Consider the following 25,088-nt stretch of genomic DNA (forward strand, 5'->3'; position numbering starts at 1 on the left):
ATGTACCTCAGAGCCTCCTACAACCCGGGCATTCGTATGCCCTATTCCACATCTTTTTGTTCACTTATACAAGGAGAATTGCATGTCAACTGCTATCAATCGCTCATTTCGTCATGACTTAGGCGCGGGACTGGTATTGCGCTGGTCAACTGCCGCCGATATTGAGCGAATCGCGACCTTTCATGGTCTGGTCCATCGTGAAAGAGCTGACGAGCCGCCAAATCTAAACTATATGAACAGCGTACGCGCGCTCATGAGTGGCGACAATCCCCTGATGGGACCAGATGACTTTGGGATTGTTGAGGATACCAGCAAAGAGGGAACTCCGGTGATAGCCTGCGCTTGCTGGTGGAGGCATACCTGGACATACGAGGGCATATCCTTCGGGGTTGGACGCCCCGAACTGGTCGCAACCGATCCAGCGTATCGCAATCGCGGACTTATTCGCACGCTCTTTGAGATGCTCCACGCCAGAAGTGTGGCTGACGGTGACATGGTCCAGGCCATTACCGGCATCTCTTACTTCTATCGCCAATTTGGCTATGAATACGCACTTGAATTAGAAGACAGGCGCGCGACTCCTCTCGCGCTCATCCCTGAAGCGAAACTGGGAGAACCAGAGCCGATTGCCTTGCGCGAAGCTACAGCATCAGATATTCCTGAACTCATAGAGCTCTATAAACAGCGCCAGGAAAGCGGCATCGTTGCTGAGAGCCCAACATATGAGCAGTGGCTTTATGAGATTGAGACTTGGAAACGTCATCCCGAACTGGGGCACACCATCAATTTCCAGATGATCGTAGATGACAAGGGAGAGACTGTAGGTATGATAGCGTTCGATGCCAAGCGTCGAGGTAACCCAACTGACCTATGGTATGTATGGCTGCTAGAGTTGAGGGAAGGGGTAAACAAGCTCAAGGTCATGCCCTCAATCCTACGTGCGCTCCGTACCTACGCTCTCTCGCTTAAACCGGCACGATCCGATTACCCTCCACTCCAGGAGATCTGCTTTGCCCTGGGAACCATCCACCCAGTTCATGAAATATTGGGCGAAGCACTGGATTATCCCAAAGAGCCTCCCTATGCCTGGTATTTACGGGTCAAGGACCTTCCAGCCTTTCTGATGCATATCGCTCCCGCGCTTGAAGCACGTTTGGCGGCCTCCCCTGTCGCAGGATATACGGGAGATCTCAAACTAAACTTTTATCGTGGAGGGCTACGAATGATTTTTGAGCGCGGACACCTGACAGGAGTAGAAAACTGGCGGGTCCCGCTCCACAACTCTGATGAAAGCGCAGCATTTCCACCCTTGACCTTCTTGCCAGTACTCTTCGGTCATCGCAGCATTGAAGCTTTACGCCAGATCTTTCCCGATGTATGGGTCAGCAATGAAGCTCGGATAGTGCTCAAGGCACTCTTCCCCACGCGACCATCGTTTGTGTTTGGCTGGAACTAGGCTTCTGACAAATTAAGGTCCCCTGCTGATGATTTTCAGCAGGGGACCTTACGGTCATTGCAACTTCAGGAAGTACCTCAAGGTGAGTGAATGCGTAAGAACTGAAGGATAAGTTGTCCTCCACCTTGAGCTTGCGGATCAAAGTAGGGATACACTATATCATCGATGCAAGCATAGGTGGGAGTATCAAAACTCGTCAGTTGTGTCCAATCCCAGGGAGTATTCGGATCGCCATTACTACGAATAAGGGAGCCGGGAGTTAATGCCCAGGCAATCAGCCCTAGATGCAACTCCTGGACATATGCAAGGAATTGGGGAGCCACTGTACGAGCGTTAGCGATGCAACCGCTACCAGGCGTTTCATTCCATTCACCGACGATAAAAGGCACATCTAGCTTGCGTACAGCCAGCCCCCACCAGTCTTCCCAGTTGGTCCGGGTCGCGTGTTGAGTATTGCTCAGATAGGGATGGATCGCATAAACGATGTTCTCCCCATTCAACAGGTGATGGCGAAAATTATAGTAATCGAAGCTCTCGCCTGCTCCCTGACCCTGTACGAGAATCAGGTTCTGTGCTCCAGTTTGGCGAATCGTATCTACAAGTTGCTGCATTCCTATATAGGACACACCATTATGTACACCACCATTCTGCCAGAGGTTCCAATCGTAAAAGTCGCGCGGCTCATTGAAGACATCGAAGAAAACCCTTTGATTGTCCTTATAGCGGTTAGCAACCAACTGCCAGAAGGGGATATCGGCCTGGGTAGCCATTATTTCATTGGTGGACGACTCGGTTTGCAAATTAAAGATCACATTCATATGTTCCTGCGTCGTCCATTCCACGGCTCTATCTAGAGCGGCTAAATATGCCTCATCTGGCGTATCTGGGTTCTGCCGATCAGGAAATAAATTCTCTCGCGAAATCTGAAACCCAATGACATTGGCATGCCAAAATGTACGTGCGGCCTTAATTTGTGCTTGAGTAAAGTTCTTGTAATCGTAACTATGACGCCAATTGGGTTGAAACAGGGCAGTGCTATGTACACCGTATGGAACATATATGTTCCCATAATTATCGAAGATCGTCTTGCCCTCAACATAATAAGCTGTAAGAGACGAGGGCTTATGTTTCATCGTTGGAGTAGCCTGAGGAAGAGAAGATATAGTCTCACTATGCTCCGCAGCCCTACTAACAAGCCCAAAAATCGACGCAATTAGAGCCAAGAAAAGGAGGAAGATCATAGCCTGCTTAGGTCTTCTTCTAAACATGTGCACTCACTTCGCGCCAAGAGGCGCATTTGATATGAATTATAGCCACGCCCAAGAGCACGACCACAATCTACCTCTGCCTTCACAGCCTACCAACCTGATCAACGAGCACGCGGAGACATTTCTTTGACCCGAAGTCTCGCACCTTTTTCAGTTGCCTGGGACATACTTACGACCTGCTCATAAACGGCACGAGTCGCCTGTGCGGTGCTCTCGCAAGTAAACGGTTCAACCTGAATGGCGCCACGCTGAATAAGTTTCGCACGGAGATTCTGATCGGAGACGACCTCAACAATCGCTTCGGCAAGCTTCGAGGCATCCTCGCAATCTACGCGTACCACGGCATCGCCAGCGATCTCGTTACTAGCAGCCTCGTAATTAGCAATAACAGGTGTCCTGCATACCATCGCCTCTAAAGCAGGTAAACCAAACCCCTCATGCTTAGATGGGACCACCACAGCCTCCGCTGAGGCATAGAGCGCGCTCATATCTTCATCTGGAATCCAGCCCGCAAGATGAATGCGCTCATGATACGCGGAATTCCGAGCCTGGTGAACAACTCCCGCACTATCATGTCCCTCTCCACCTACCAGCACTAGATGCAAATCAGGGAGGCGCTCTGCAAGCAATTCAAAGGCTCCGATCAGCGTCTCCACATTCTTACGTGGAATAATACGCCCTACATGTAGTATATACTGTTTCCCATACTGTTGATGCATTTTAGCCCGTGTGGCATTATTTACCGTATCCAGACTCAACGAAGGGCGAAGGGCATTATGAATCAAGTGGATGCGTTCATCGTCAATAGACCAGAGGGTGCGTAGCTCCTCGCTTGTACCCTCTGAAATCGAAATGATGCCCTGAGCGCGGCGCACGCTTTCACGCAACAGGTATTGCCAGTAGAGGCGTGTATACAGGGACGATTGATGAGGCTCTTTCAGAAACTCTAAATCGTGGACAGTCATCACCAATGGACCATGCCAGCCGATGGGGGCAGCAAAGGTTGGCACATGTAGCACGTCTGGCTTGATCTTCTTGAGGATATCCGGGAGAGTCAACTGATGCTGAATAAGAATCCCACGCCAGGTACGTAACTTCACCGGATAGATAGTCACGGACGGCGCACTGGCAAGTTCCTTGTATTCCTTTGGACGGGTCGTGATAATAATATACTCATTGGCTCGATCAATGCGTGCTAAACCCTCCAGCAAAGCGCGCGTAGCATAAAGCATTCCACCGGGCTCTTTTTCAGCAATCATCAAGTCAATAGCGACACGCATATTGAACTCCCTTTATCGTTAGGAGGTCCCTGGTCAAGGGATCTCACGGTTATTATTGTTAAGTCAGTCATTATATCTGCGTTATTCCATATTCCTAATAATATTCATCTGCCACGTCTCCACCTCAACTTTAAGCGTTTTTGCCCGCCCGTGTCAAGAATACCTGCCGTATTAATTGCACATCTTTCAGGGAGACTGCTCTGGTTATCAAGCAGCCTACCAGAACAAGTACAAAAAATACAGGAGCGAGATAGAACAGTGACAGTTGCTCCTGCCAGATGAGAAAGGCTGCGCCTGGCACCGTTCCCAGGATAATTTGCAAGAAGATGCGCAGGATACGCCAGATTTGTACATTACGGACAAGCAGCAGGGAGAACAAGCAAACAGAAACACCTTCGCTTATGACAGCGGCAATAGCAGCGCCAGTCGCGCTCCACATAGTTATCAGAATAATATTGGCTCCAATATTGATAACCAGAGTGATAGCGGTAACAAGTGGGATAATATTCTCTTTGTTGGCTGCCATACAGGTACGCACTGCCAGTTGCGTAAAGAAGCCCAGAGTAATGCCAATCATCAGGTACTGAGTCGAGGCAATTGCGTCAGTGTACTCAGGACCCGCGATCAATCCAACGATTTGCGGAGCAGTAATGACAACAAAGACCGCGAGCGGGATGATACCAAGCGCCAGGATGCGTGTCGACTCATAATACAGGTCCGCGAAGGCTTTAAAGCCCTCCTCAAATTTCCGGCTCAAGTACGGAAATAAACCGCTGACATAGGCATATACAATATTCATAAGCGGGTTGGTGATTCGCAGAGCCAGGGAGTAAATACCAACGCTCAGCGCTCCTCCCAACGGCTGTAAGATCAAAACGTCGATCTGACCTGCAAGCAGGGCCAGGGCATCGTGCCCAGTGAAAACGAGGCTCTCCTTGATAATTTTCAACATGCGGTCCGGTCGGAAACGCAGCCGTATGTGGTAGCGTCGCGTCGCGAGGACCAGCAGGATGATGAAGTATGGAATATCTGAATACGCGATCAGCACATATGTCCACTGGAAGGAAAAGTGCATATAAGCCGCCAGAGCAATCAGGCCTGCCGTGGTCATACGGTTAATCGTCGTCAGTAGTGAGGTCGCACCAACTCGCTGCTCAGTTCCAAAGGCTGTCTCGTAAACACACCGCACACAGTTAAAGGAGTAGCTAAAAAGCAGAGTCCCATAGCCGAGCAACAGCAAACTGCGCTGTTCTCCATCCATAGGAATAAAGCAGGTGACCAGCGCGGCGAGTCCTGCCACAACAACTCCGGTTACCAGGCGAGTACTTAGCGCATCGCTCAGCGTTTCGCTCCACTGCTCACGCTTCTGCCGGCTAAGGTAGCGGCTGATCAAAGGGTCCATACCTGTTAACGAGAGCAGAGCGCAAATCGCCAGGATAGTGAGAGTGAAGTTATATTCACCATAACGTACAGGCCCCAGAATTCGCGTCAACATCGCGGTTGTAGGAAAGATAATCGGAATAGCAACCGCCCATGAGATCAACTGAATAATGATCGAAAAGCTTGTCTTGCGCGCATTGGGAGCAACATCGGCACCAAGATCAATTGCCGGAAGTGGTATTGTTAACTCGCGCGAGGCATCAAAACTCTGGAGTCTCGGAGGTGGAGGCAGATAACCCTTCGTGGACTGTATGTTCTCACTGTTGAAGGCACGCATATAGGGCGTCGGTACACGTAAGGTTATCTTACCTGTATCCGCCATCCTGGCAATAAGGGAAGATTTTATTTCCTCTTGCTCATCCTCTGAATCAGCCTGGTTCTTAGCCAGACGATGGCTATACCTAAACGACATACTCGGTGAAACCGCCATGAGCGCACGCTTCACCTTTTTGCTGGCTGGATTCACGCTTGCCACAGCGATCCCTGCTATAAGAAAGAGCCAGGCTGTCGATTCTACCTTGTCAAATGGCACATCTGTCAGACATATGCCCATATACCCCAGGACCATCAAGATGGTAGCAAGATAGATCACTCGCTTCTCACTGGCAAAGCGATATGCCCGCCAGCAGACTACAATCAGGCACAACATAAGGAGAACGCCAGCCACAAGCCAGAGAATACCGCTCTCCATAGCCCATTCCAGGTATTGATTATGTACACTAATTCCCGCCGGATCTAGCCTATCAGATGTACTGACAATGTATGTCTGATAATAGTTGGGGAACTGGGACATACCAATACCGATCCAGAGATTCTCATAGATCAGATGCAGGGCTTTACCCCACAGAAAGTAGCGATTTGTGTCCGAACTCTCACCATGTAAGAACTTTGGCAGGAGGGTATCAAAGAGCAGAGCAATACCAATTAACGCCATCACTCCAGTAGCCATCAGAGTCTTGAAACGCCTCGTCACCAGAAGCGCCACAATCAGGATAACCAACACCAACGCACTTGCCATACGCGTACCGCTCAACAATATCTCGGCAGCAGAGGCCAAACCAATGACAAAGCCCACAAGGCGATCGCGCCTACGCGTACCCAGTAGCCAGCAAGCCACAGCCACAGCGAACACCACCACCATTGCATACGCGAAAGTGGTTGGAGAATCAGAAGGTCCGCTCAAACGACCCTCTTGCGTCACTTCAATGGCCTGACTGGGTACCAATAGCTCTGGCATGGGAAGCTTCAATGCCTGTCCCATGCCAATTAAAAGGGTGGGTACGGTCGATAAGAGGGCAAACGTTATAAACGAAGACACATCCTTGATGTAGCCAGTAAGAAAAGAGCCAACAAAGAAGGCCAGTATCATCAGAAGAGCACTGAAAAGCCGCTTATTGGCACCATACGATTCCAGGTCGCCGATCTGTGGAACATGAATAAAGGAGAGAATAGCGATCAGGAAAAAGATCCCTATAATGATATGCGAAGCATGTAGGCGAAACTTGGGACGGCGAAACAGAATCAGGCCGACACACAGAAACAGAGCTCCTTCAACTGGACGCATAGTATGACCAGGCACCGGCACAAGCAGCGAGGGTAAACCTGCACCCAGGCACACCAGGATCAGTGCAAAGACTGGATAGCGCAAAGAGAGAGCTAGCACACCTGCCGCACCAAGCGCGCCGATCGATAGGATTGGCGAAACAATACCCGCGCTACCAGCAATTACTAGTAGCAGAAATACAATGAAGAGTAGCAATAAGAGCGCCTGCAACGGCGAGAAAGTAAAATTCTCGGCAAACATTCGCCCTGGCGACCAGGAGGTGTTTCCCCTCCTGGTCGTCTGCTTTCCTGTCAATATATCCATAGCAACTAGTTTCTACTCTGTTGATGGGGCGGCTCTGATCCTGGGCGCGGATTGTTTTCTTCCATCACCTTTTTAAAGCTAGGTGTCTTCCAGCCACCAGGGCGCGAAGCAGCCGCACGCTGCGCGGGTCGTTCAACCTGGGATGCACGCTCCTCTACGGGCTCATAAGATGGAGAGCTTCCACTTTTCCGCATTTCAGGAATAGGCGTAGAGGTTCTAACAACTGCGGGAGATGGAGTATTAATCTCCGATACAGGCAATTGAGCTGTGGGCAGATCAGGAGTCGCAGGCACCGGCGGTATGCCATGCGAGGAGGGGGTTGACGGTACTGATGCCACAGGGCGCGGAGCAGGTGATACTGAAGCAGGCGGCATGTTTTGCGAAGAGGGAGTTGAAGATGCCTGAGACACTGTACGAGGTGAGGAATGCATTGGAGCTGAAATGGATACCGCCTGAGGTGTTACTACCTCCTCTGCCGGGCGCAGCAAAGCATACTTGGAGGCCGGCGTCACCTCGACAGGAGCTTCAACCTGTTGTTCCTGACCAGTATAGAAATAAGGGTAATGGGTCTCCTTCTGGCGATTGATCACTACACCCATAAGCGGAGCGGAGAGGCGTTGTAGCAAAGCTTGAGCAGTCTTCAAGCCCTCTTTACGTACCTTCCCAGCCTCTACGACAAGCAGACTACTATCACAGAGGGCTGCAAGTGTGCTCACATCAGCCTGCTCATCTAACCCAGGAGCATCAAATATCACCAGATCCACAGCGGAAGCACCACCTTGATCATTGGTATCCTGGACCAGCCACTCGACAAGCTTGCGCAGCTCCATCGAACGGAGAACGGTCAAGGGCGGAACCGAAGCAACCCCCGCAGGCAAAAGCCAGAGATTAGGGGTTGGTGTCTTCCATTGTCCAAGCCAGGCTGGCAACTGCGAGCGCTGCTTCTTCAGTGCATAGACATCTGGCAATACTGTAGAGAGTCCACGCGAATTGTTAGCCTGAAATATCTGATGCAACTTAGGACGGCGCAAATTAGCATCGATCAGTAAAACGCGTAGTCCAGACTGAGCCAGAGAAGTTGCAAGCTGAGAAGCGATAACCGTAACACCATCACGACTACGCATACCTGTTACGATCAACGAGCGCTGACCGTTGTATAACGCCTGGAAGCTAGCACTCACGACAGTAAAGGCTTCATCTAGCTCCTCATCACTGGCAATAGTGGAAGGGGTCAGCAATGAAGACCCCTTACGCAGAGGCACACTCCCCAAAGCTTCAAGACGTGCTAGCTGTGTGACATCTTCGGGAGTCTTGACTGAAACATCGACCCAGTCAAGCAAGATCGCAAGAACGCACATGACAATCAAACTTAAGGCAAAACCAAGCGCGGCATTCACGACCAAGCTAGTCCCATTGGGAGCGGTTGGCGGCAATGCCTGATCCTGAAGAAACAACCCTCCATCCAATAGGGTAAGCTGTGTCTGCACATTGCTATAGGTATCCTGCAGCGAGGTCATACCCGTTTGATCGCCCTCATGCTGAGCGGTGACAATCTGAGACCGTAACTTATCCAGAATAGCCTGAAGGCGCTGAGTTTCCTTCGTCTTCTCATACTCTATGAAGGCATTGGCGACGGCATTGGCTTCATCGGCAGAGAGTTGTGCATTACTGGTGGTGGCATGCACCCCAATAAGCTGAGTCCCATCAACAGGCGCGGCGGTAATTGACTCTCTTAGATCTTCAACCGAGACTGTTGGGACCTTTTGAGTAGCCGCCTTCAAGACATCGGTAGTCGTCATCTTGAGGGCAAAGTTGACCGCCTGGGCCTGGTTACTGAAGACATCGTTTGTGTTATCTCCATTCGCCATTGAGACCTGAACCATCGCGACGGCCTCATACTTTGGCGTCTTCACTACACTAACCATGCCCGTTAGCACTGTGCAGACCACAACACCAACGATGATCAGAAGCAAATAGCGCCTGAGCACCCATAGGAAATGCCGTATATACATTTGCATGTTTGCACTCTCTTCTTAAAAAGCTCCGGCCCCGTTCAGAACGACTGGAAGGGTCTTGATGAGTATCTGGAAATCCATGCTCAAAGAACATTCCAGGACATAGGTACAATCTAAAATATTACGCTGCTCATAACTGGTCATGGATCGTCCACTGACCTGCCAGAGACCGGTCAATCCGGGCTTGACCATCTGACGCAAGGTGAATAATTCACTAAAGGCTTCAATCTCAGAGAATTGGATTGCCCTTGGACCAACAAGACTCATCTCCCCACGGAGCACGTTTAACATTTGTGGCAACTCGTCGAGGCTAGTGCGACGAAGAAACTTCCCAGCCCGCGTAATCCGAGGATCATCCTGCAACTTACCATTGCGCTGCCATTCAAGCAGCAGTTCGGGATGACGCTCAAGATACGCATCCGCATCGACTATCATAGTACGCAACTTATAAAGATAAAATGGCTTTCCATGCCGCCCAACGCGCTTCTGTTTATAGAAAAGGGGTCCCGGCTCCCTGCGGTTCATCCATACGACGAAGACAAGTAGAACAGCCAGGATAGCCAGCCCGCACAGTGCACCAATAATATCAAGTGTGCGTTTCAATATTTGATATGTGCGCGAAACGCGCACCTCTTGTAGTTGAAGATCATGAAGTGAAATACTGGGCATTAGGGATTCTGGTTGATCATAAGCTAGATTGCCATAATAACGTTGGTCAACCATGCCATAGCCTCCTTCAAACGAAACAAGTTGCTTGAATAAACGTTATTTAAATGTCGATTTCTACTAGACAGTCAGGCCAGCTATCGAGTCTTCATTTGTATCCTGTTCATAGACCCTATTTAAAGCCTGGGTATATAGTGCTATCAGATCAGTAGTGATTGTATTCCAGTTATGATATTTTTGAATATAAGAATGACCTTGACGTGAAAGCGTCTGCCACGCATCTTCATCATTCAGCAACCTCAAGGTAGCCTGCGCTACCTGTTCAGGATCGTCAGCGACCAGGAGATCCTGCCCTGCGACAGCTTGTAAGCCCGCCGCAGCGTGTGAGCTAGCAACTACTGGTGTTCCCAGAGCCATTGCTTCCAGCACCTTGTTCTGAATGCCCACCGCATAAGGCAGCGGACAGATGGCAACTCGCGCTCCTTGTATAGCAGGTCTCAGGTCCGCGACATAGCCAGTCACTTCAATACGCGAGTCCTTAGCCAGCGCTCTGATACTCGTAGGTGGCTTACTACCCGCGATAACTAGCCTGACTTGAGGTCGTTCGCGCCAGATCAATGGCATAATCTTTTGAACCAGATGTAAGGCTCCAGCAACGTTGGCATGGAAGCTCATCTTACCCGAAAAAATCAGCGTCTCGGGCTGTCTCTCTCCGCGATAATATTGGTAATACTCCTGGTCAATGCCGTGTGGCAAAGCCGTAATCTTCGCGATTGGCTGCCCCTGTTCTTTAATCTGACCATCCCGCCCGATGGCTTCTAGGGCCTGCTGATCGCGAGGCGAAGTCACTAGAACGTGCTGAAAACGCTGAAGCTGCAAGCGCTCATATGCTCGCGTGCGCGCGGCCTCCCGCTTCCCAATAAAGCGCAGCATAGGAGTCGCACCATGCTTTGCTCCATACTCATAGAGAAGGCTGATGCAATCCACCGCGTCCCATATAACCGGAGGCGATATTTCTGGAGGCAACGCACCCAGAGCGCGGATAAACTCGACATGGACAATATCAAATTGCACACCCGCGAGTTGTTCCTCGATTGCCGCACGAAAGCGAAGGGAAGCATCAAAAGCAACCTGCAAAGGCTGAGAAGAAAAGATCGCACGCAAAGCACGCCACACCTTCCACATCCGCTTATCCTCAACAGCAATAACGTTCAAGCCCTCATTTTGAAGAATTTGCACATCAAGGGCTTCACGCTGATTAGAACACAATACCAGGACTGTGATGTCATGCTGCCTCGCCAGTTGACTGGCAAATCCATATGAGCGAATACGAATACGTGATAATGGATAGGGCGCGATAAACAGTATACGCATGACACATGACTCCACAAATCCATAAAGGTCTTATGCAAAAACCAACGCCGCTGCTACAGCTAGCACTCAGGTTTTCGAATAAGGAGAAAGTGCTTTTAGCAGAAAGCGATGCTGATTTCAGGCAATTCTCCAAAGAACATTGGTTAAAGATCAACTCCACCACATCTCATCCATATCCCATTATGATTTACATATTGCTATCTGTATATATTTGTAGGAAATTTGGTCAGGAACAACAGAATATCGTACTGGTCGAATAACCATCGCATGACACTCACCATCATAACCTATTTACCTATCATATCGGATCTCGGCCCATAATGTCACATTACTTAGTACTTTTAACAGGAGTATCCCTATTTGCTGCTGTTGGTGGTCTCAGCCTTCAATACAAACTGATACACACAAGTGAAGTGAGCATAATTGTTGGGTATATACCTGACAATTATGCTCGCTCTTCTTATGAACACCACAAACGCGAAGGAAATAAAGAGCCTTCCCACCTGAAATCTTAAGTGGAAAGGCTCTTTATTCATGGTTTCTAACGTCGAGAGGATGGTTAACCTCGCGCCAGTTCTGGGTCGCTGACCAGTTCGCTCAGGGCGTGCTGGATGTTGGCGATGCTGGCGAAGGCAGTGCGGTTGAGGAAACGTGCGGGAAACTCTACCTCGAACTCATCTTCAAGCGCTAGCATAACATTAACGCTGGCGTGAGAGGACATGCCAGCGTCATAGAGGTTATCCTCATCCTTCAGGGTGGCGACATCAATGGGCAGGCGCGCATTATCGCGCAAAATGGTACGAATACGCTCATTCATGGTAAACAGCTATCCTTCTCAATAGACAAAGATTAATGAGAGATACTAGAGCTTAGATTTTACACGAAAACTCATCTTTACGCGAGGGGCGCGCTAGAGTTCAAGTTTCTATCTAAGGCATTACTCAAAATCCGCGATCACAATGGCTGTCGCGTATTCAGCTTCATGACTCATACTAAGTGATAGAGCCGCTATACTACGACTCTCAGCGAGCGCTTTCGCTTCTTTATGCAGGATAATATCACATGATCCGTCCTGCTTGCGCCGTACCTCGATCTCACGCCAGTCACCCCAGAATTTCTCTGGGCGCAAGACTTTGATCGTAGCTTCTTTGGCGGCGAAACGCGATGCAAAGCTCTGCGCGACCGTCAGGGCACTTGAATGACTTCGGCAGTATGTCTGCTCCTCCATGGTAAAGACACGGTTTAGAAAACGCTTGCCAAAACGTTCTATCGATTCCTGGATCTGTTTAACCAGTACAATATCGATCCCAACGCGATACGGTGATGGATTCATAACAATTTATATCAACCATTAGTCCTAGAACTTCATGAATTATAATAGGCTGCATTTCCCACTGTCAATCTGTTCGGCAGCACGAGAGACGCGACCGCACAACAGAAACGCGGAAGTTTGCCTTTGCAGACAAGATAGGACTTTCGGGAGGCACATAGCTTTTTCAATACGAAAATAACCTCTTTCCAGCCACTATACGCTATACTGTAGCATATTGGATGAGTGTAGGGTAGTTCTTTGGGACCCTTCGTCAGCATTGACATATCTACAAAGATAATATATTAGATAAGCACTCGCTCCATAATCCTGATGGTATGCGTTATCTCTTTATGTGGATGGGTATTACTACAAATTTCAAGAATTTCTTAATTGACACCCGTAAAATGAAGGAGTAGCTAGTCTCTCATGAATGCTATTCATCCAGCCTCTGAGGCTTCGCCCGATCTAGCAGACTTGCTGCAAAAAGTTCGCCATATTGGCAAAACTATCGCCCTACCGGCAGCTACCAGCGTCGACCGAGAGGCTCGTTTCCCACAGGAAGCCATTGATGCCCTCCGCCAGGAGCGCCTCCTCTCTCTCTACATTCCTCCTGCTTACGGCGGCGAGGGATATAGCTTTACTGACCTTGTCGCCATTGCTCAAGTTCTTGGGCAATACTGTGCCGCAACAGCTATGATCTGGGCAATGCACCAAATTCAGGTCGCATGCCTCGTTCATCATGGACAGTCTTCCCCGTTCTTCCAGAACTATCTGCATGAAATCGCGGAGCGACAGCTTCTCCTGGCTTCCATTACCTCAGAAGTTGGAGTCGGCGGCGATATTCGCAATAGTATTGCCGCCGTCGAACACGATGGCGCAATATGTCGCCTTACGAAGAAGGCGACAACAGTATCCTATGGGGCCTATGCCGATGGCTATCTGGTCACAGCCCGGCGCTCACCTGAGGCTGCTGCGGGAGATCAGGTGTTCGTCCTGCTGCGTCGTCAGGATACGCTGATGGAGCAGACAAGCAATTGGAATACTTTCGGCATGCGTGGCACCTGTAGCCCCGGATTTAATGTTTCTGCGACCCTCTCGCCGGAGCAGATCCTTGATACCCCTTTCGCCGAGATCGCGCCTCAAACGATGGTTCCCTTCTCACATCTACTCTGGTCTGCCTGCTGGCAGGGAATTGCGACCGATGCCATGGCACGCGCGCGTAAATTTATGCAGGGCAAGGCACGCCAGTTGCGTACAACCTCGCTTCCTGGCGATAATCATCTGGTTCAGGCCTCCTCTGATCTCCAGTTGATGCGCTCTACAAATGAAGCCGTGGTGCTGGAGTACACGGCATTTCTATCTAATCCTCAATATCTGGCCGAGAGTGCCTCTAACCTGGGATTTGTTATTCGCCTGAATAATGTAAAGGTTCTGGCCTCGCAACTCGTTGTGCAAGTTGTACAGCAGGCACTATACATCTGTGGCATGGCTGGCTATAGTGAAGAGTCACCTTTCAGCGTGGCACGTCACCTACGCGACGCCTATTCGGCTGCCCTAATGATTAGTAATGATCGCTTGATGACGACAAATGCGGCTCTACTCCTGGTCCATAAAGAAGAAGCATAGAAAGCAGATTACGCAATGACACATCTATCGCCAGAACATGAGGAGACCTTCCTTGGACAGCTTATTGAGCGGGGCCTGCTTATTCCTTCAGGTGTAGAGGGGCTATATGGCAAAAGTGGCGTCTTTGAGGATGTTATTAGCCGCATCGAAGATTTGCTAATGAGCACGTCACGCGCGATGAAGGCTGAGGTCATGCGCTTCCCTCCAGTTATGAGCCGCGCCACAACTGAACAGACTGGTTATATGCGCTCCTTTCCACAATTGCTTGGTTCTGTCCACTCCTTTACAGGCAAGCACCGCGAGCATCAGCAACTACTGGAAGCAATGGATAGCCACCAGGATTGGAGTCAGCGCCTTTCCTCAACAGAGGCCGTGCTGATACCTGCTGCTTGCTACCCTATTTATCCCGCGATCGCCGGAACACTACCAGAAGGTGGTCGCCTCGTCGATGTCTGCAGCTATTGCTTCCGTCATGAGCCATCCTCTGATCCGGCGCGTATGCAATCCTTCCGCCAGTATGAGTTTGTGCGCATCGCCCCCCCCAGATCGTTGAGCAGTGGCGCAATGAGTGGGTTGAGAGAGGTACAGCCTTCCTGAGTGACCTGGGATTAGAGCCAGTAGTAGCACCCGCGAATGATCCTTTCTTCGGGCCAGGAGGTCGTCTGCTTGCCGCCAGCCAGCAGGAACAGGAACTCAAGTTTGAGCTTCTGGTACCCATCAATTCGAATGAGAAGCTCTCAGCGGCTGTCTCCTGCAACTACCACCAGAGCCACTTCGCTGAAGAATTCGGCATTCATACAGCCAATGGAGAGATAGCACATACCGCCTGTGTAGGCTTTGGCCTGGAGCGCATTACGCTGGCACTCTTCCGCAAACATGGATTGGATGTAACAGAATGGCCCGGTGTTGTCCGAGAGAGGTTGTGGGGCGCATGAAGCACGTTGTACAAAACATCAATGTAGAGGGCTACATGCCCCACTGGCTGCACGATAGCACCAATCACTGGCCCCAATCCAATTGCTATATGGATCTCTGGATCGAGATTCTGCATACATTGGGCCTCAATCCCCTGGCAGCTCTGGCCTTTACAGTTGCCATCGACTTTGAGGGAGATCAGTGGACCTTCTTTAAGTTCCCGCTTCATGACCTCTTCCTGTTATATGGAATCGATGTGCAAGAGCTGAATATCTGGCATTCTCTGCTCGAACAGGTCTGTGAGCAAGCCAGCCGCAACCGTATGACGCTGGTTGAGGTTGATGCCTTCTATTTGCCAGATGTGAGCGATACCAATTACCACCAAGCGCATGAGAAGACAACCATTGGTATCCAGTCTATCGATCCCGAGGCACGCCAACTTGGTTACTTCCATAATAGTGGCTACTATACACTTCAGGGGGATGACTTCGCAGGTATCTTCCAGCAGGAGCATGCCACAGCCTTGCCACCATACGTTGAGTTCGCCAAACTGGACCGCGTTGAGAAGTTCTCGGAGGCGTCGCTGGCTCTGCAAGGCCAGCGCCTACTAGCGGACTATATCAAGCGGCTACCCACTCACAATCCTTTCCACGCCTATAGTCAGCACTTCGAGGAACAGCTCGCGGCCCTGCCCAATCTGCCAGCCTACCATCAGTATGCCTTCGCCACGCTCCGCCAATACGGAGCATGCTTTAACTATACCAGCCACTTCCTGGACTGGGTTGGAAATTATCGTGGGCTGTATATGAAAAAAGCAGCCAAACACTTTGATGCTATCTCTAGCCGAACTCAGACTTTTCTGCTGCGAGCGGCACGCGTGGTGCGCAATAAAAAGCCCCTCGATCATGCCGCCTACTTCGCGGAAATAGCGGAACACTGGGAGCTGGGTATGCAGGAACTCCAGCCAGTTCTGCATGTAAAGTAAGAGGGCAAGCTTGATGAATGCATACCAGGTGAATACCTATCGTCAGATCGCATTGCCCACTCACTGGGAAATGCTCGCAGTCTCGCCAGGATCCTGCGAGACACCAGAACAAGCTGCCGCCTATGAAGCAGAACGCTGGCTAACCGCACCAGTGCCGGGCACAGTGGCGCAAGCACTTCAGATACACCAGCGCTGGGACATTTCCGTTCCTCTCAACGCTGATGAGCAGGACTGGTGGTACCGCTGTACTTTCACCTCGCCTATAGGTGAGGTGGGGAGTCGGTTTGTGCTCAAATTCGATGGGCTCGCGAGCATTTCTGACATCTGGCTTAATGGTGAGTCAATTCTCCACAGCGAGAATATGTTCCTAGCCTATGAAGTCGATGTTACTTCACTTCTCAGGCCGCGCGGTGAAGAGAATACGCTTTATATCCGCTTTAACTCGCTCAAGGCCCTATTAGCGAAGAAGCACCCACGCCCACGCTGGCGCACTCAACTTACCGATCACCAGCACCTGCGCTGGTTCCGCACAACGCTCCTGGGGCGCATGCCGGGCTGGTCACCGCCCGTCCAGACCGTTGGTCCCTGGCGCGGTGTGACACTTGAGGAGCGCGTGACGCTAACCGTCGAGCGCTGTGACGTACGCGCTTCCCTTAAGGGAAATGCGGGTCTGGTCACCGCCGAGCTTCAGGCCCGTAGTTTGGTCGGTACGCGACCCAATAGAGCAGCCCTACACGTTGGCGCTGAAATCTTCCCCTTATCTATCCAGCACATAGGGGCAGATAGTTTTACGCTCCATGGCGAGGCCCAACTTGACGAGGTTGAGCTGTGGTGGCCTCATACCCATGGCAAGCAATCTCTGTATCCTGCTAGCATCGAGCTTGGCTACGAAGAAGAAACCGTGCGTGTGGACTGCGGTCGGCTAGCCTTCCGGTCTATCAAGCTGCTAAGTGAGCATGGCGAGTTCGCTATTCACGTCAATGGAGAGCCTATCTTCTGTCGAGGAGCATGCTGGACACCTCTCAACATCGTCACCCTCACAGCAAGCAGGCAGGACTATGAGCAAACCCTAAGCATGGCACGCAAAGCAAGCATGAACATGCTGCGAGTTGGCGGCACAATGGTCTACGAGGATGAGGCGTTCTACAAGTTATGTGATGAACTAGGCATCCTCGTCTGGCAGGACTTTATGTTTGCCAATATGGACTATCCTTTCACGGACCCAACCTTCCTTGCCAATGTTCAAACCGAATGCGAGCAGATCTTACAACGCCTCCAGGGCCATGCATGCTTAGCGATCATCTGCGGCAATAGCGAGATCGAGCAGCAGATAGCAATGCTTGGCTTCTCTGAGGAGATGTGGCAAAGCGATTTCTTCGAGCAACAATTGCCCGCACTCTGCCGCTCCTATGTAGATACAGCCTACTGGCCCTCCAGTCCAAGCGGTGGAGCATTGCCCTTCCAGGCCAATGTAGGCAACTCGCACTATCAGGGGGTGGGAGCCTATATGCGACCCCTGGAGGATGCTCGACAGAGCGGCACACGCTTCGCGTCTGAATGCCTTACTTTTGCCAATATACCAGAGGATCAGACTATTGATCTCGTTCTCAGGCCCGGCGAATCTCCTACCAACCATCCAAAGTGGAAGGCCCGTGTTCCTCGCGATCACGCTACTGGCTGGGACTTCGATGATATCCGTGACTACTATCTACAACAGCTCTTCCGTGTCGATCCCATGCGGCTTCGCTATACCGATATCCAGCGCTATCTAGCGCTTAGCCGCGTCGTCAGCGGTGAGGTCATGGCTTATGTCTTCGCTGAATGGAGGCGGCAGTCCTCGCCTTCACAAGGAGGTCTGATCTGGTTCTATCGCGACCTCTGGCCCGGCGCAGGCTGGGGAGTCGTCGACGCGCTTGGTCATCCCAAGGCCGCCTACTATTATTTGCAACGCGTCCTGCGCCCGAAAACTTGCTTCTTTAGTGATGAAGGGGTAAGCGGACTCTACCTTCATCTGGTAAACGAGCAGGCAGAGCCAATCAATGCCAGGCTAGAACTGGCTCTGTATCGTTTGCCAGGAACGCAGGTAGAGGAGACTTTAAGTATCGAGGTATCGATCCCGCCGCGTGTAGGAAAAGAATTACATGTTGACGCACTCCTAGGGCGCTTTCTTGACCTCACTTACGCCTATCGCTTTGGCCCACCGGTACATGATATCGTGGTCGCCATACTGAGCGAGAGGGAGACTGGTCAGGTCCTTGGTGAAAGCTTCTACTTTCCTCATGGGCTACCAAATGTACAAGAGCAGTCCATCGGATTACAGGCACAAGCAGCACTACAGGTTGATGGTAGCTATCTGCTGCAAATACATACGGAGCAGTTTGCGCAAGCAGTCGCAATCAATGCTAGCGGCTACCTACCAGAAGAGAACTATTTCCATCTATACCCAGGTGGCACAAAGTCGGTGCGCCTCACCCCTCAGGGAAACAAGTCAACTCTGTGGGGCTCACTCACCACACTCAATAGTCAGCACTCTGTAAATATCCAGGTCATATTTGATTAGAAACGGATTGGCGCCGATGCCGAACATTACACAGCAAACAGAGGTTGCGGTTGAAAACCCGCAGGCTCCCATATTTACACTACAGGTGGGCAAGGGTCTGCGCCCTTTCTTCTTCCTGCATGGCGACTGGTGGTCGCAGGCTCCTATTTACGCGTATGCGCTCTCGCGAGCATTGGGACGTAAGCGTCCTTTTTATGCGCTTGAGCCTTACCACTTCGACGGACCTAATCAACCCTTGACTCTGGAAGCGCTAGCCGCTGAACATGTCAAAGCCATCAAACAGAAGCAACCGGATGGTCCCTATCTGCTAGGAGGCTATTGCAATGGGGCACTCATTGCCTGCGAGGTTGTACGCCAACTTCAGACGCATGGGGATGAGGTGCGGCTTATGGTTATGATTACCCCCTCCACCTTCCCAATAAAAGCGCGGAAGTTACTCAAGGCTTCGCGCGCCATCTGCTCTGCCTTGCATATCCGCCCATCGTTCCAACGCGATATATTCCTGCGTATGCGTCACGCTCGACGCCACCTTTTGCGCTACGTAGAACCCGCCGATCATCCACGCTTCAGTGGCTATGAAGCACTGATTGAACTTGATTCGCGTTTTAAGACGGTGTTTCCCCCATTAGAGACACTGCACAAGGAATTCGCAGGCTACTACGCCTGGCTGGCAGGAGACTATCAACCGAATTTTGACCCAACGCCCACACGCTTTATCTGGGTTGAAGAAGATCTAGATAAGCGTCCAAGATGGCAGGCTTTTGAACCAGAGGGGGCACCTGTGACCATATTACCCGGCACTCACCTTACCTGTGTCACCGAGCATTCCGGGCAACTCTCTGAACACGTCAAGTCCTATGTTGAACAGGTCGAGACGGACGAGGCATAAGCACGACCAATACAGGTAAGAGATGGCGCCGTGCTTTTGCCAGCGCCGTCGTGTACTATTGGCAGATGGTATGCGTTTTAGATTTTGGGGAAGGATGAGTGGCAATTGCTTCTCGCCACTCATCCTTCCCTGACTCTATGGCATCAGTCATATGTGACTTTTCAGCCAACAATACACCCACATACTACCCATTTGTATCCTCGGTAGTAAGCACCCCCTCCCACACAGCCTCGCTATTCGCGATCAGGCTAGTAATACCCGAAACCAGAAGACAGCCTGCCGTAACACCGCCTACAATCATACCCCATGTAACGTTAGGTATAACAGCCGTCCATGAATAGAACAAGGTATCAACAATAGCCAGCAGGCAGGCAGGTGGCCCCACAATGACGCTTAAGAACAGTAGAAAGCGTGGAACTACCAACTGCCTGAATAGCCAGTCACGATCCTTTACATAGAACACAATCAGATTGATAAACAGAAAGGCTGTTGAAATGGCCCATACCAGAGTCGCGCTCGCCTGAGCAACGTTATATACCGCAATCGTGAGGTTAGCGGAAGTGAGATCAATAACCACGACGTAAGGTGCGATGCAAAAGATAACTATACTCAGCATGCTCGCCAGGATAGTCTGGATAATAATAGCGTTGGCTGGTGCTCGCCCCTTATTTAACAGAGCAACCAGGCGAGGCAACCGCTTATCTACACCAGCAGCGAGTACAAGGCGAGCGAAAGAGCTATTATACACAACAGGCACAATCACAAAGAACAAGATTACAAAGACAGAGAAGATATTGCCCCAGAACTTTCCGAGAGTCATATCTACCAGAGTAATAAGGTCTACTGGAGTAATGGCACTACCACCACCACGGATACTCAAAAGAGCAAATGTTGCCACAGAGTAGCCAATCAGAGTTAATAGTGTTCCCCAGAAGATATGGCGAGAAGCAGGTAGCTTCCCCTTCATCTCACCACCCATATTTAAAGGAACCTCGGTTCCCAGGTAAGCAAGCGTAATCAGGCCGAAAAGATTGATATTCGCATGCTCGCCTGACCAGTGGACCTGCCAGGCTGTAAGATCGGACCAATTGGTCATTGAAGCATGCCCTGTTTGGTACCATACCAGTGTCGCAACCGCCAGAATGACGACCGCCAACATAATCAAGAGCGCACCCATGTTTACTAAGTTCTGGACAACACGTGTGCGCTGGATCGATATCACACAACTCAAAATCAGCAAAAACACGATCACCAGGCCTTGTTGCCATGGTTCTACCAACCAGGTATTATTAAAGCTCTGTAACAAGGTAATTACAGCATCTGAGCCCGCGATCATGACCAGAACGCCTGGGAACCAGGCTCCCACGCCGATGAAGAAGCTCCAATATCCACCAAATGCCTTGTGAGTCCAATTATAGAGAGAGCCTTCATGTGGGAACATACGCCCTAACTGGGCTGTTGCTAGTGCGCTTGGTAGGAAGAATGCTATCGCACCAATGAAGAGGTAGGTAAAAGCTCCCGCTCCCGCCTGGGCCGCTGTCGCCGCGTTTACTATAAAGAAAACCGCAATGATATAAGTTGATGTCAGGTCGCGCGTCCCCAAAATCTTAGGCATGACTTGGGGAATGTATTGTTCCGAATGTAGAATCGCCAGGCGTGGTCGCCTCCTGCTTGGCCTGCTATTTATCTCCATATGCCATCCACAATGGCACTGCTTCTTACAATGCCCTTATTACTCATGAGAGGAAGGAAAGCAGGCTAGAGCCCAACCTCCCCACCTCTTTGTACTGACGGCTTACACCTTCTTCGAAAAATCTGCGCGTGACGACAATCACCCTCATAGTGATTACCGCCGTCCCCCGAAAGAGATACCCTCTTGAAAGGATTAGCCTTCAAAATACCCTTAATCGGCAGAGCTAGTTACTTCAGCGACAATTTCGGTGTCGTTAGCCTTTTTAGCCAGGGACTGCCCAAGGAAGAAGAGCAGTACACCAATGACCAGTGAGAGTAAGCCAATACCACCAATCCAAAGTAACCACTCCGTGTTGCTTACAAGAGTCGTCCAGGGGCCTGTAAAGGTTACATAGACGCCGACCGCGCTAGCGATCAGGCCCAGCACCGAACAGAGGTAGAAGACCCAGGTTGGCGCGAGCTTAACCTTAGAGAAAGCATCCTGATACTTGCGGCGGATCACAATGACATCCACAAACAGGATGACCATAGAGACACACCAGATCACAGTAACGGCGGCTTGAAGAATGTCATAGATGATCGTCGAGAGGTCTGTCGGCTTGAGACCAGTACTAAAAGCATAGGGAGCAAGGATAAAGGCAATAACGGTAAAGACAGCGGCGATGACAGTCTGTACCAGCACCGCGACCCATGGTACCTTATTGGCGTTTACTTTGCTGATGACAGCGGGCATACGCCGGTCAAGGCCGGAAACAAAGAGTAGGCGACCGAAAGAGTAGTTATACACACTTGTATTGAAGAGGAAGAAACCAATGAAGATGATGTTGACAATCAGACCCAGGACTGCGCCAGCCCCACCAAAGCCCGATGTAACAGCCTGGGCGATAGCTGCGGGAGACCCCTGAGCACTAATTGGCGTGACCGCTGTCATAACACCAAAGGTTAACAACAGATAAGCAACCATAACCACCGCTGAGCCCCACAGCAGATAGCGAGTAATAGAGCGGGTACTGGTTACCTCGACACCCATGTTCAATGGAACCTCAATGCCCAGCAGGGCCAGGATCACGGTACCATAAAAAGTGTACGATGAGGGAGCAGGTACCCAGTTAGCGGTGGAATAGTCGACCGGGGCGGCATTTCCACTCAGTACGGAGATCAAGCCAGCGATACCCACCAGCAGGATCGCTCCACCATAGGCCACGAAGATGACATTGACCATGTTCTGTGTCACACGGAAACGCAATACTGAGAGCAGCAGCGAGAAGGCCAACACCAATAGGATAACGACACCCTGCTGCCACGGCTCTGTAAGCCAGGCTGCATTGATCTGCTGCAACAACGCCACGACCGCGTCACTGGTCGCGATCATTACTAGGATGCCAGGCCACCAAGCGCAGAAGCCAGCGAAGAAGCCCATAAAAGGGCCAAACGCCTTATGAGTCCAGATATAGATTGAACCTTCACCAGGAAACATCAGGCCGAGTTGTCCTGTGACAATGGCACCGGGAATAAGGAAAGTGATAAAACCTAGAATCCAGTAGATATAACCCGATGGCCCCGCCCCGCCCGCGATCACAGCCCCGTTACTGGCAAAGAGTACAATCGCGACGAAAATAGCTACCATATCGAAGGAGTTCAGTACACGAGGTAAAATACCACCAGCGATACGTTCGGAAGGCAACAGGTTACTATCCTGCTCCTCAACTGATGTAGCCATAGAGGGTTTCCCTCCCTTTCACAATACTATGCAACACTACAAGACTGACTCACCATCCAGACCAGGAGAGACTATGTGCCTCTCAAAGCCACTATCCAGATCATGGATATGGCATGGCAGATGCATCAACATTTGCCATGCCATATCCTACTAATATTTGTAGAAATGCTGGGCCGTCTCCTCTTCGGGCGTCTTCTCTTTGAAGAACTCTGCCTCGTTGCGTTTGACAGCCAGATACGATTTCGTTAGCTGCTCACCCAGTGCCTTTGTGAGCACGGTATCACGCTCCAGTTCATCCAGGGCCTCTGTCAATGTCGTTGGAAGGCGCTGGATACCACGCCGCTCACGCTCCTCATCACTATAGTTGCCAGGGTCGATTTCCTGAGCTTCGCCGGGATCAATCCGCTTTTCAATCCCATCAAGACCAGCGGCCAGTAGCGCGCCCAGGGCCAAGTAGGGATTGCCGCTATGGTCCGCGCATTTCAATTCAATGTTGGCGGATTTAGCCTCACGACCACTGAAGAGCGAAGGAATGCGAATCGCACCCTCGCGATTGTCATAGCCATATGCGCCATACGCCGAACTCCAGTAGTGAGGAAGCAGACGGCGATAGGAATTAGGGCTGCCACAGGTCAGAGCAACCAGACCACGTACATGCTTCAGCACACCACCCACGAAATATTTGCCAAGCTGGCTAAAGCCGCCGCGCTCGTCCGCGCTATAGAAGAGGTTCTTCCCAGGGTACTCGCTTGTCTCGCCCCCCCATAGACTCAAGTGGACATGCGCGCCACTCCCAGCCTGGTCCAGGAAGGGCTTGGGAGCGAAAGTCGCATATAGCCCATACTCACGTGCCACGCCTCTTACTGTCTCGCGTATGAGGCATACATTATCAGCGGCACGCACCACATCAGCATGTTGGACTGACAACTCTTGCTGGGCTGGTCCAAGCTCAGTATGAAATAGTTCAATGCCGACGCTCTGTGACTCTAGGGCCTCCAGAATGGCATCAATGACATGAGCCTGTTCATCCAGGCCGATACTGCTATAACAGAGGCTGCTGTCAGCTGGCGCGAATTGTCCGGTCTGGTCGTCCTTGCGCGCCAGGTAGAATTCGTGCTCAATCGCTGCCTCCGCACGCATTCCCTTCTCGGCAAGCTTATGAGTCATACGCTTCAAGAAGGTGCGTGGACAGGCCTCCCAGGGAACGCTATCCGTGCGTACCATATCGCACATCATCGAGGCTGCATGCGGGACGTAGGGCAGGATCGCAAAAGTGTCCAGGTCGGGAATAAGGCGGAATTCTCCGACAGGACCCATACCTTCGACCGTGGCTAGCTGCTCAACCCCTGTAAAGGCTTGCATAGCTAGCGTTTGACCAATACCCTCAACAATGCGGCTCTCTAGTTTGTCGACGTGTGTAGCCTTCCCTCGGATGATACCCCCATTATCGCAATACAGAAATCGTACCAGGCGTATCTGTTCGCTCTTCGCTTTACGCACGACTTGGTACTTGTCCATATTTCATTCTCCTCCATAGAACTCAGATATATATAGTCGCGTATAGGAGCATTCCAAGAAAAATATAGTCTATGGCTATCTATACGCTGTTTAGGTTATTTTTACCCGTTTACTATATCAGACTGCTTTATATAAAGCAAGTACAAATTAATCATCTTCAATAGAGAAGAATATTTTAAAGTCTAAATTCACCTTTTGCATCTACTTTTATGGTAAAGTCTACTCATATTAGCCACTAACCAAGTGATATTCTATATAAAGTGTTTCAATTACCTGAATTTCGCATATCACCCATACCCTATCAGCGCACACGTATACGTGTACGCTGATAGTTATAGAATACACCTCACCTGCCTACAGAGGCTTATTGAGTACATTGTGGGGTCCTGTGTTTGTTAATATCAGGAAAAGAAGAGGGTTAAGAATATATTAGAGATACCCCATCGGGCTAATTTTTACAATTTTCTTACATTCCTCTGAGGTTATTATCGTAATCTCTTAACAC

16 protein-coding genes and 1 pseudogene are annotated in these 25,088 nt (G+C 50.6%); 6 read left to right on the forward strand and 11 right to left on the reverse strand.

What is annotated here, in order from left to right; translation table 11 throughout:
- Positions 1 to 82 precede the first annotated feature (82 nt).
- Positions 83 to 1,456 (forward strand): GNAT family N-acetyltransferase, encoded by a 1,374-nt coding sequence (locus K3T82_RS22000; RefSeq protein ID WP_220195699.1) that lies wholly within the window; start codon positions 83 to 85, stop codon positions 1,454 to 1,456.
- Positions 1,457 to 1,533: 77 nt separating this feature from the next.
- Here the strand turns inward: K3T82_RS22000 and K3T82_RS22005 are convergent, their stop codons facing one another.
- The 8 genes from K3T82_RS22005 to acpS form a co-directional block, all read right to left on the reverse strand.
- Positions 1,534 to 2,589, reverse strand: a complete 1,056-nt coding sequence (locus K3T82_RS22005) for a glycoside hydrolase family 5 protein (protein ID WP_220195700.1) — start codon at positions 2,587 to 2,589, stop codon at positions 1,534 to 1,536.
- Between the two features lie 236 nt (positions 2,590 to 2,825).
- Positions 2,826 to 4,004 carry a glycosyltransferase family 4 protein gene (locus K3T82_RS22010; RefSeq protein WP_220195701.1) on the reverse strand — a complete coding sequence of 393 codons (1,179 nt, stop codon included), beginning with the start codon at positions 4,002 to 4,004 and terminating at the stop codon, positions 2,826 to 2,828.
- Positions 4,005 to 4,134: 130 nt separating this feature from the next.
- A complete protein-coding gene (locus K3T82_RS22015; protein WP_220195702.1) occupies positions 4,135 to 7,311 on the reverse strand; it encodes an oligosaccharide flippase family protein in 3,177 nt (1,058 codons plus the stop codon).
- A 5-nt stretch (positions 7,312 to 7,316) separates the two neighbouring features.
- On the reverse strand, positions 7,317 to 9,329 hold the full coding sequence (locus K3T82_RS22020) for a tyrosine-protein kinase domain-containing protein (protein WP_220195703.1): 2,013 nt from the start codon (positions 9,327 to 9,329) through the stop codon (positions 7,317 to 7,319).
- A 15-nt stretch (positions 9,330 to 9,344) separates the two neighbouring features.
- A complete protein-coding gene (locus K3T82_RS22025) occupies positions 9,345 to 10,049 on the reverse strand; it encodes a sugar transferase (protein ID WP_220195704.1) in 705 nt (234 codons plus the stop codon).
- Between the two features lie 63 nt (positions 10,050 to 10,112).
- Positions 10,113 to 11,366 carry a glycosyltransferase gene (locus K3T82_RS22030; RefSeq protein ID WP_220195705.1) on the reverse strand — a complete coding sequence of 418 codons (1,254 nt, stop codon included), beginning with the start codon at positions 11,364 to 11,366 and terminating at the stop codon, positions 10,113 to 10,115.
- Positions 11,367 to 11,925: 559 nt separating this feature from the next.
- A complete protein-coding gene (locus K3T82_RS22035) occupies positions 11,926 to 12,183 on the reverse strand; it encodes an acyl carrier protein (protein ID WP_220195706.1) in 258 nt (85 codons plus the stop codon).
- Between the two features lie 120 nt (positions 12,184 to 12,303).
- Positions 12,304 to 12,699 carry a holo-ACP synthase gene (gene acpS, locus K3T82_RS22040; RefSeq protein WP_220195707.1) on the reverse strand — a complete coding sequence of 132 codons (396 nt, stop codon included), beginning with the start codon at positions 12,697 to 12,699 and terminating at the stop codon, positions 12,304 to 12,306.
- A 405-nt stretch (positions 12,700 to 13,104) separates the two neighbouring features.
- Between acpS and K3T82_RS22045 the strand changes: the two genes are divergently transcribed.
- From K3T82_RS22045 to K3T82_RS22065, 5 genes and pseudogenes are all read left to right on the forward strand, one after another.
- Positions 13,105 to 14,304: an acyl-CoA dehydrogenase family protein gene (locus K3T82_RS22045; protein ID WP_220195708.1), complete on the forward strand. Its 1,200-nt coding sequence runs from the start codon at positions 13,105 to 13,107 to the stop codon at positions 14,302 to 14,304.
- A gap of 15 nt (positions 14,305 to 14,319) precedes the next feature.
- Positions 14,320 to 15,239: pseudogene (locus K3T82_RS49975) on the forward strand (amino acid--[acyl-carrier-protein] ligase).
- Entirely contained in the window at positions 15,236 to 16,204 is a 969-nt protein-coding gene (locus K3T82_RS22055; protein WP_220195710.1) for a DUF1839 family protein, read from the forward strand. The pseudogene K3T82_RS49975 and the gene K3T82_RS22055 overlap by 4 nt, the downstream one beginning before the upstream one ends.
- A gap of 13 nt (positions 16,205 to 16,217) precedes the next feature.
- On the forward strand, positions 16,218 to 18,764 hold the full coding sequence (locus K3T82_RS22060) for a glycoside hydrolase family 2 protein (protein ID WP_220195711.1): 2,547 nt from the start codon (positions 16,218 to 16,220) through the stop codon (positions 18,762 to 18,764).
- Between the two features lie 16 nt (positions 18,765 to 18,780).
- The gene (locus K3T82_RS22065; protein ID WP_220195712.1) at positions 18,781 to 19,653 is read left to right on the forward strand and encodes a thioesterase domain-containing protein; all 873 of its coding nucleotides are present in this window, start codon (positions 18,781 to 18,783) and stop codon (positions 19,651 to 19,653) included.
- Positions 19,654 to 19,837: 184 nt separating this feature from the next.
- Here the strand turns inward: K3T82_RS22065 and K3T82_RS22070 are convergent, their stop codons facing one another.
- The 3 genes from K3T82_RS22070 to K3T82_RS22080 form a co-directional block, all read right to left on the reverse strand.
- Entirely contained in the window at positions 19,838 to 21,346 is a 1,509-nt protein-coding gene (locus K3T82_RS22070; RefSeq protein ID WP_220195713.1) for an APC family permease, read from the reverse strand.
- Between the two features lie 210 nt (positions 21,347 to 21,556).
- The gene (locus tag K3T82_RS22075; RefSeq protein ID WP_220195714.1) at positions 21,557 to 23,065 is read right to left on the reverse strand and encodes an APC family permease; all 1,509 of its coding nucleotides are present in this window, start codon (positions 23,063 to 23,065) and stop codon (positions 21,557 to 21,559) included.
- A gap of 150 nt (positions 23,066 to 23,215) precedes the next feature.
- Positions 23,216 to 24,583 (reverse strand): glutamine synthetase family protein, encoded by a 1,368-nt coding sequence (locus K3T82_RS22080; RefSeq protein ID WP_220195715.1) that lies wholly within the window; start codon positions 24,581 to 24,583, stop codon positions 23,216 to 23,218.
- Positions 24,584 to 25,088 lie beyond the last annotated feature (505 nt).

Source organism: Ktedonospora formicarum (assembly GCF_016587355.1).
In the GTDB taxonomy this organism is placed as follows: Bacteria; Chloroflexota; Ktedonobacteria; order Ktedonobacterales; family Ktedonobacteraceae; genus Ktedonobacter; species Ktedonobacter formicarum.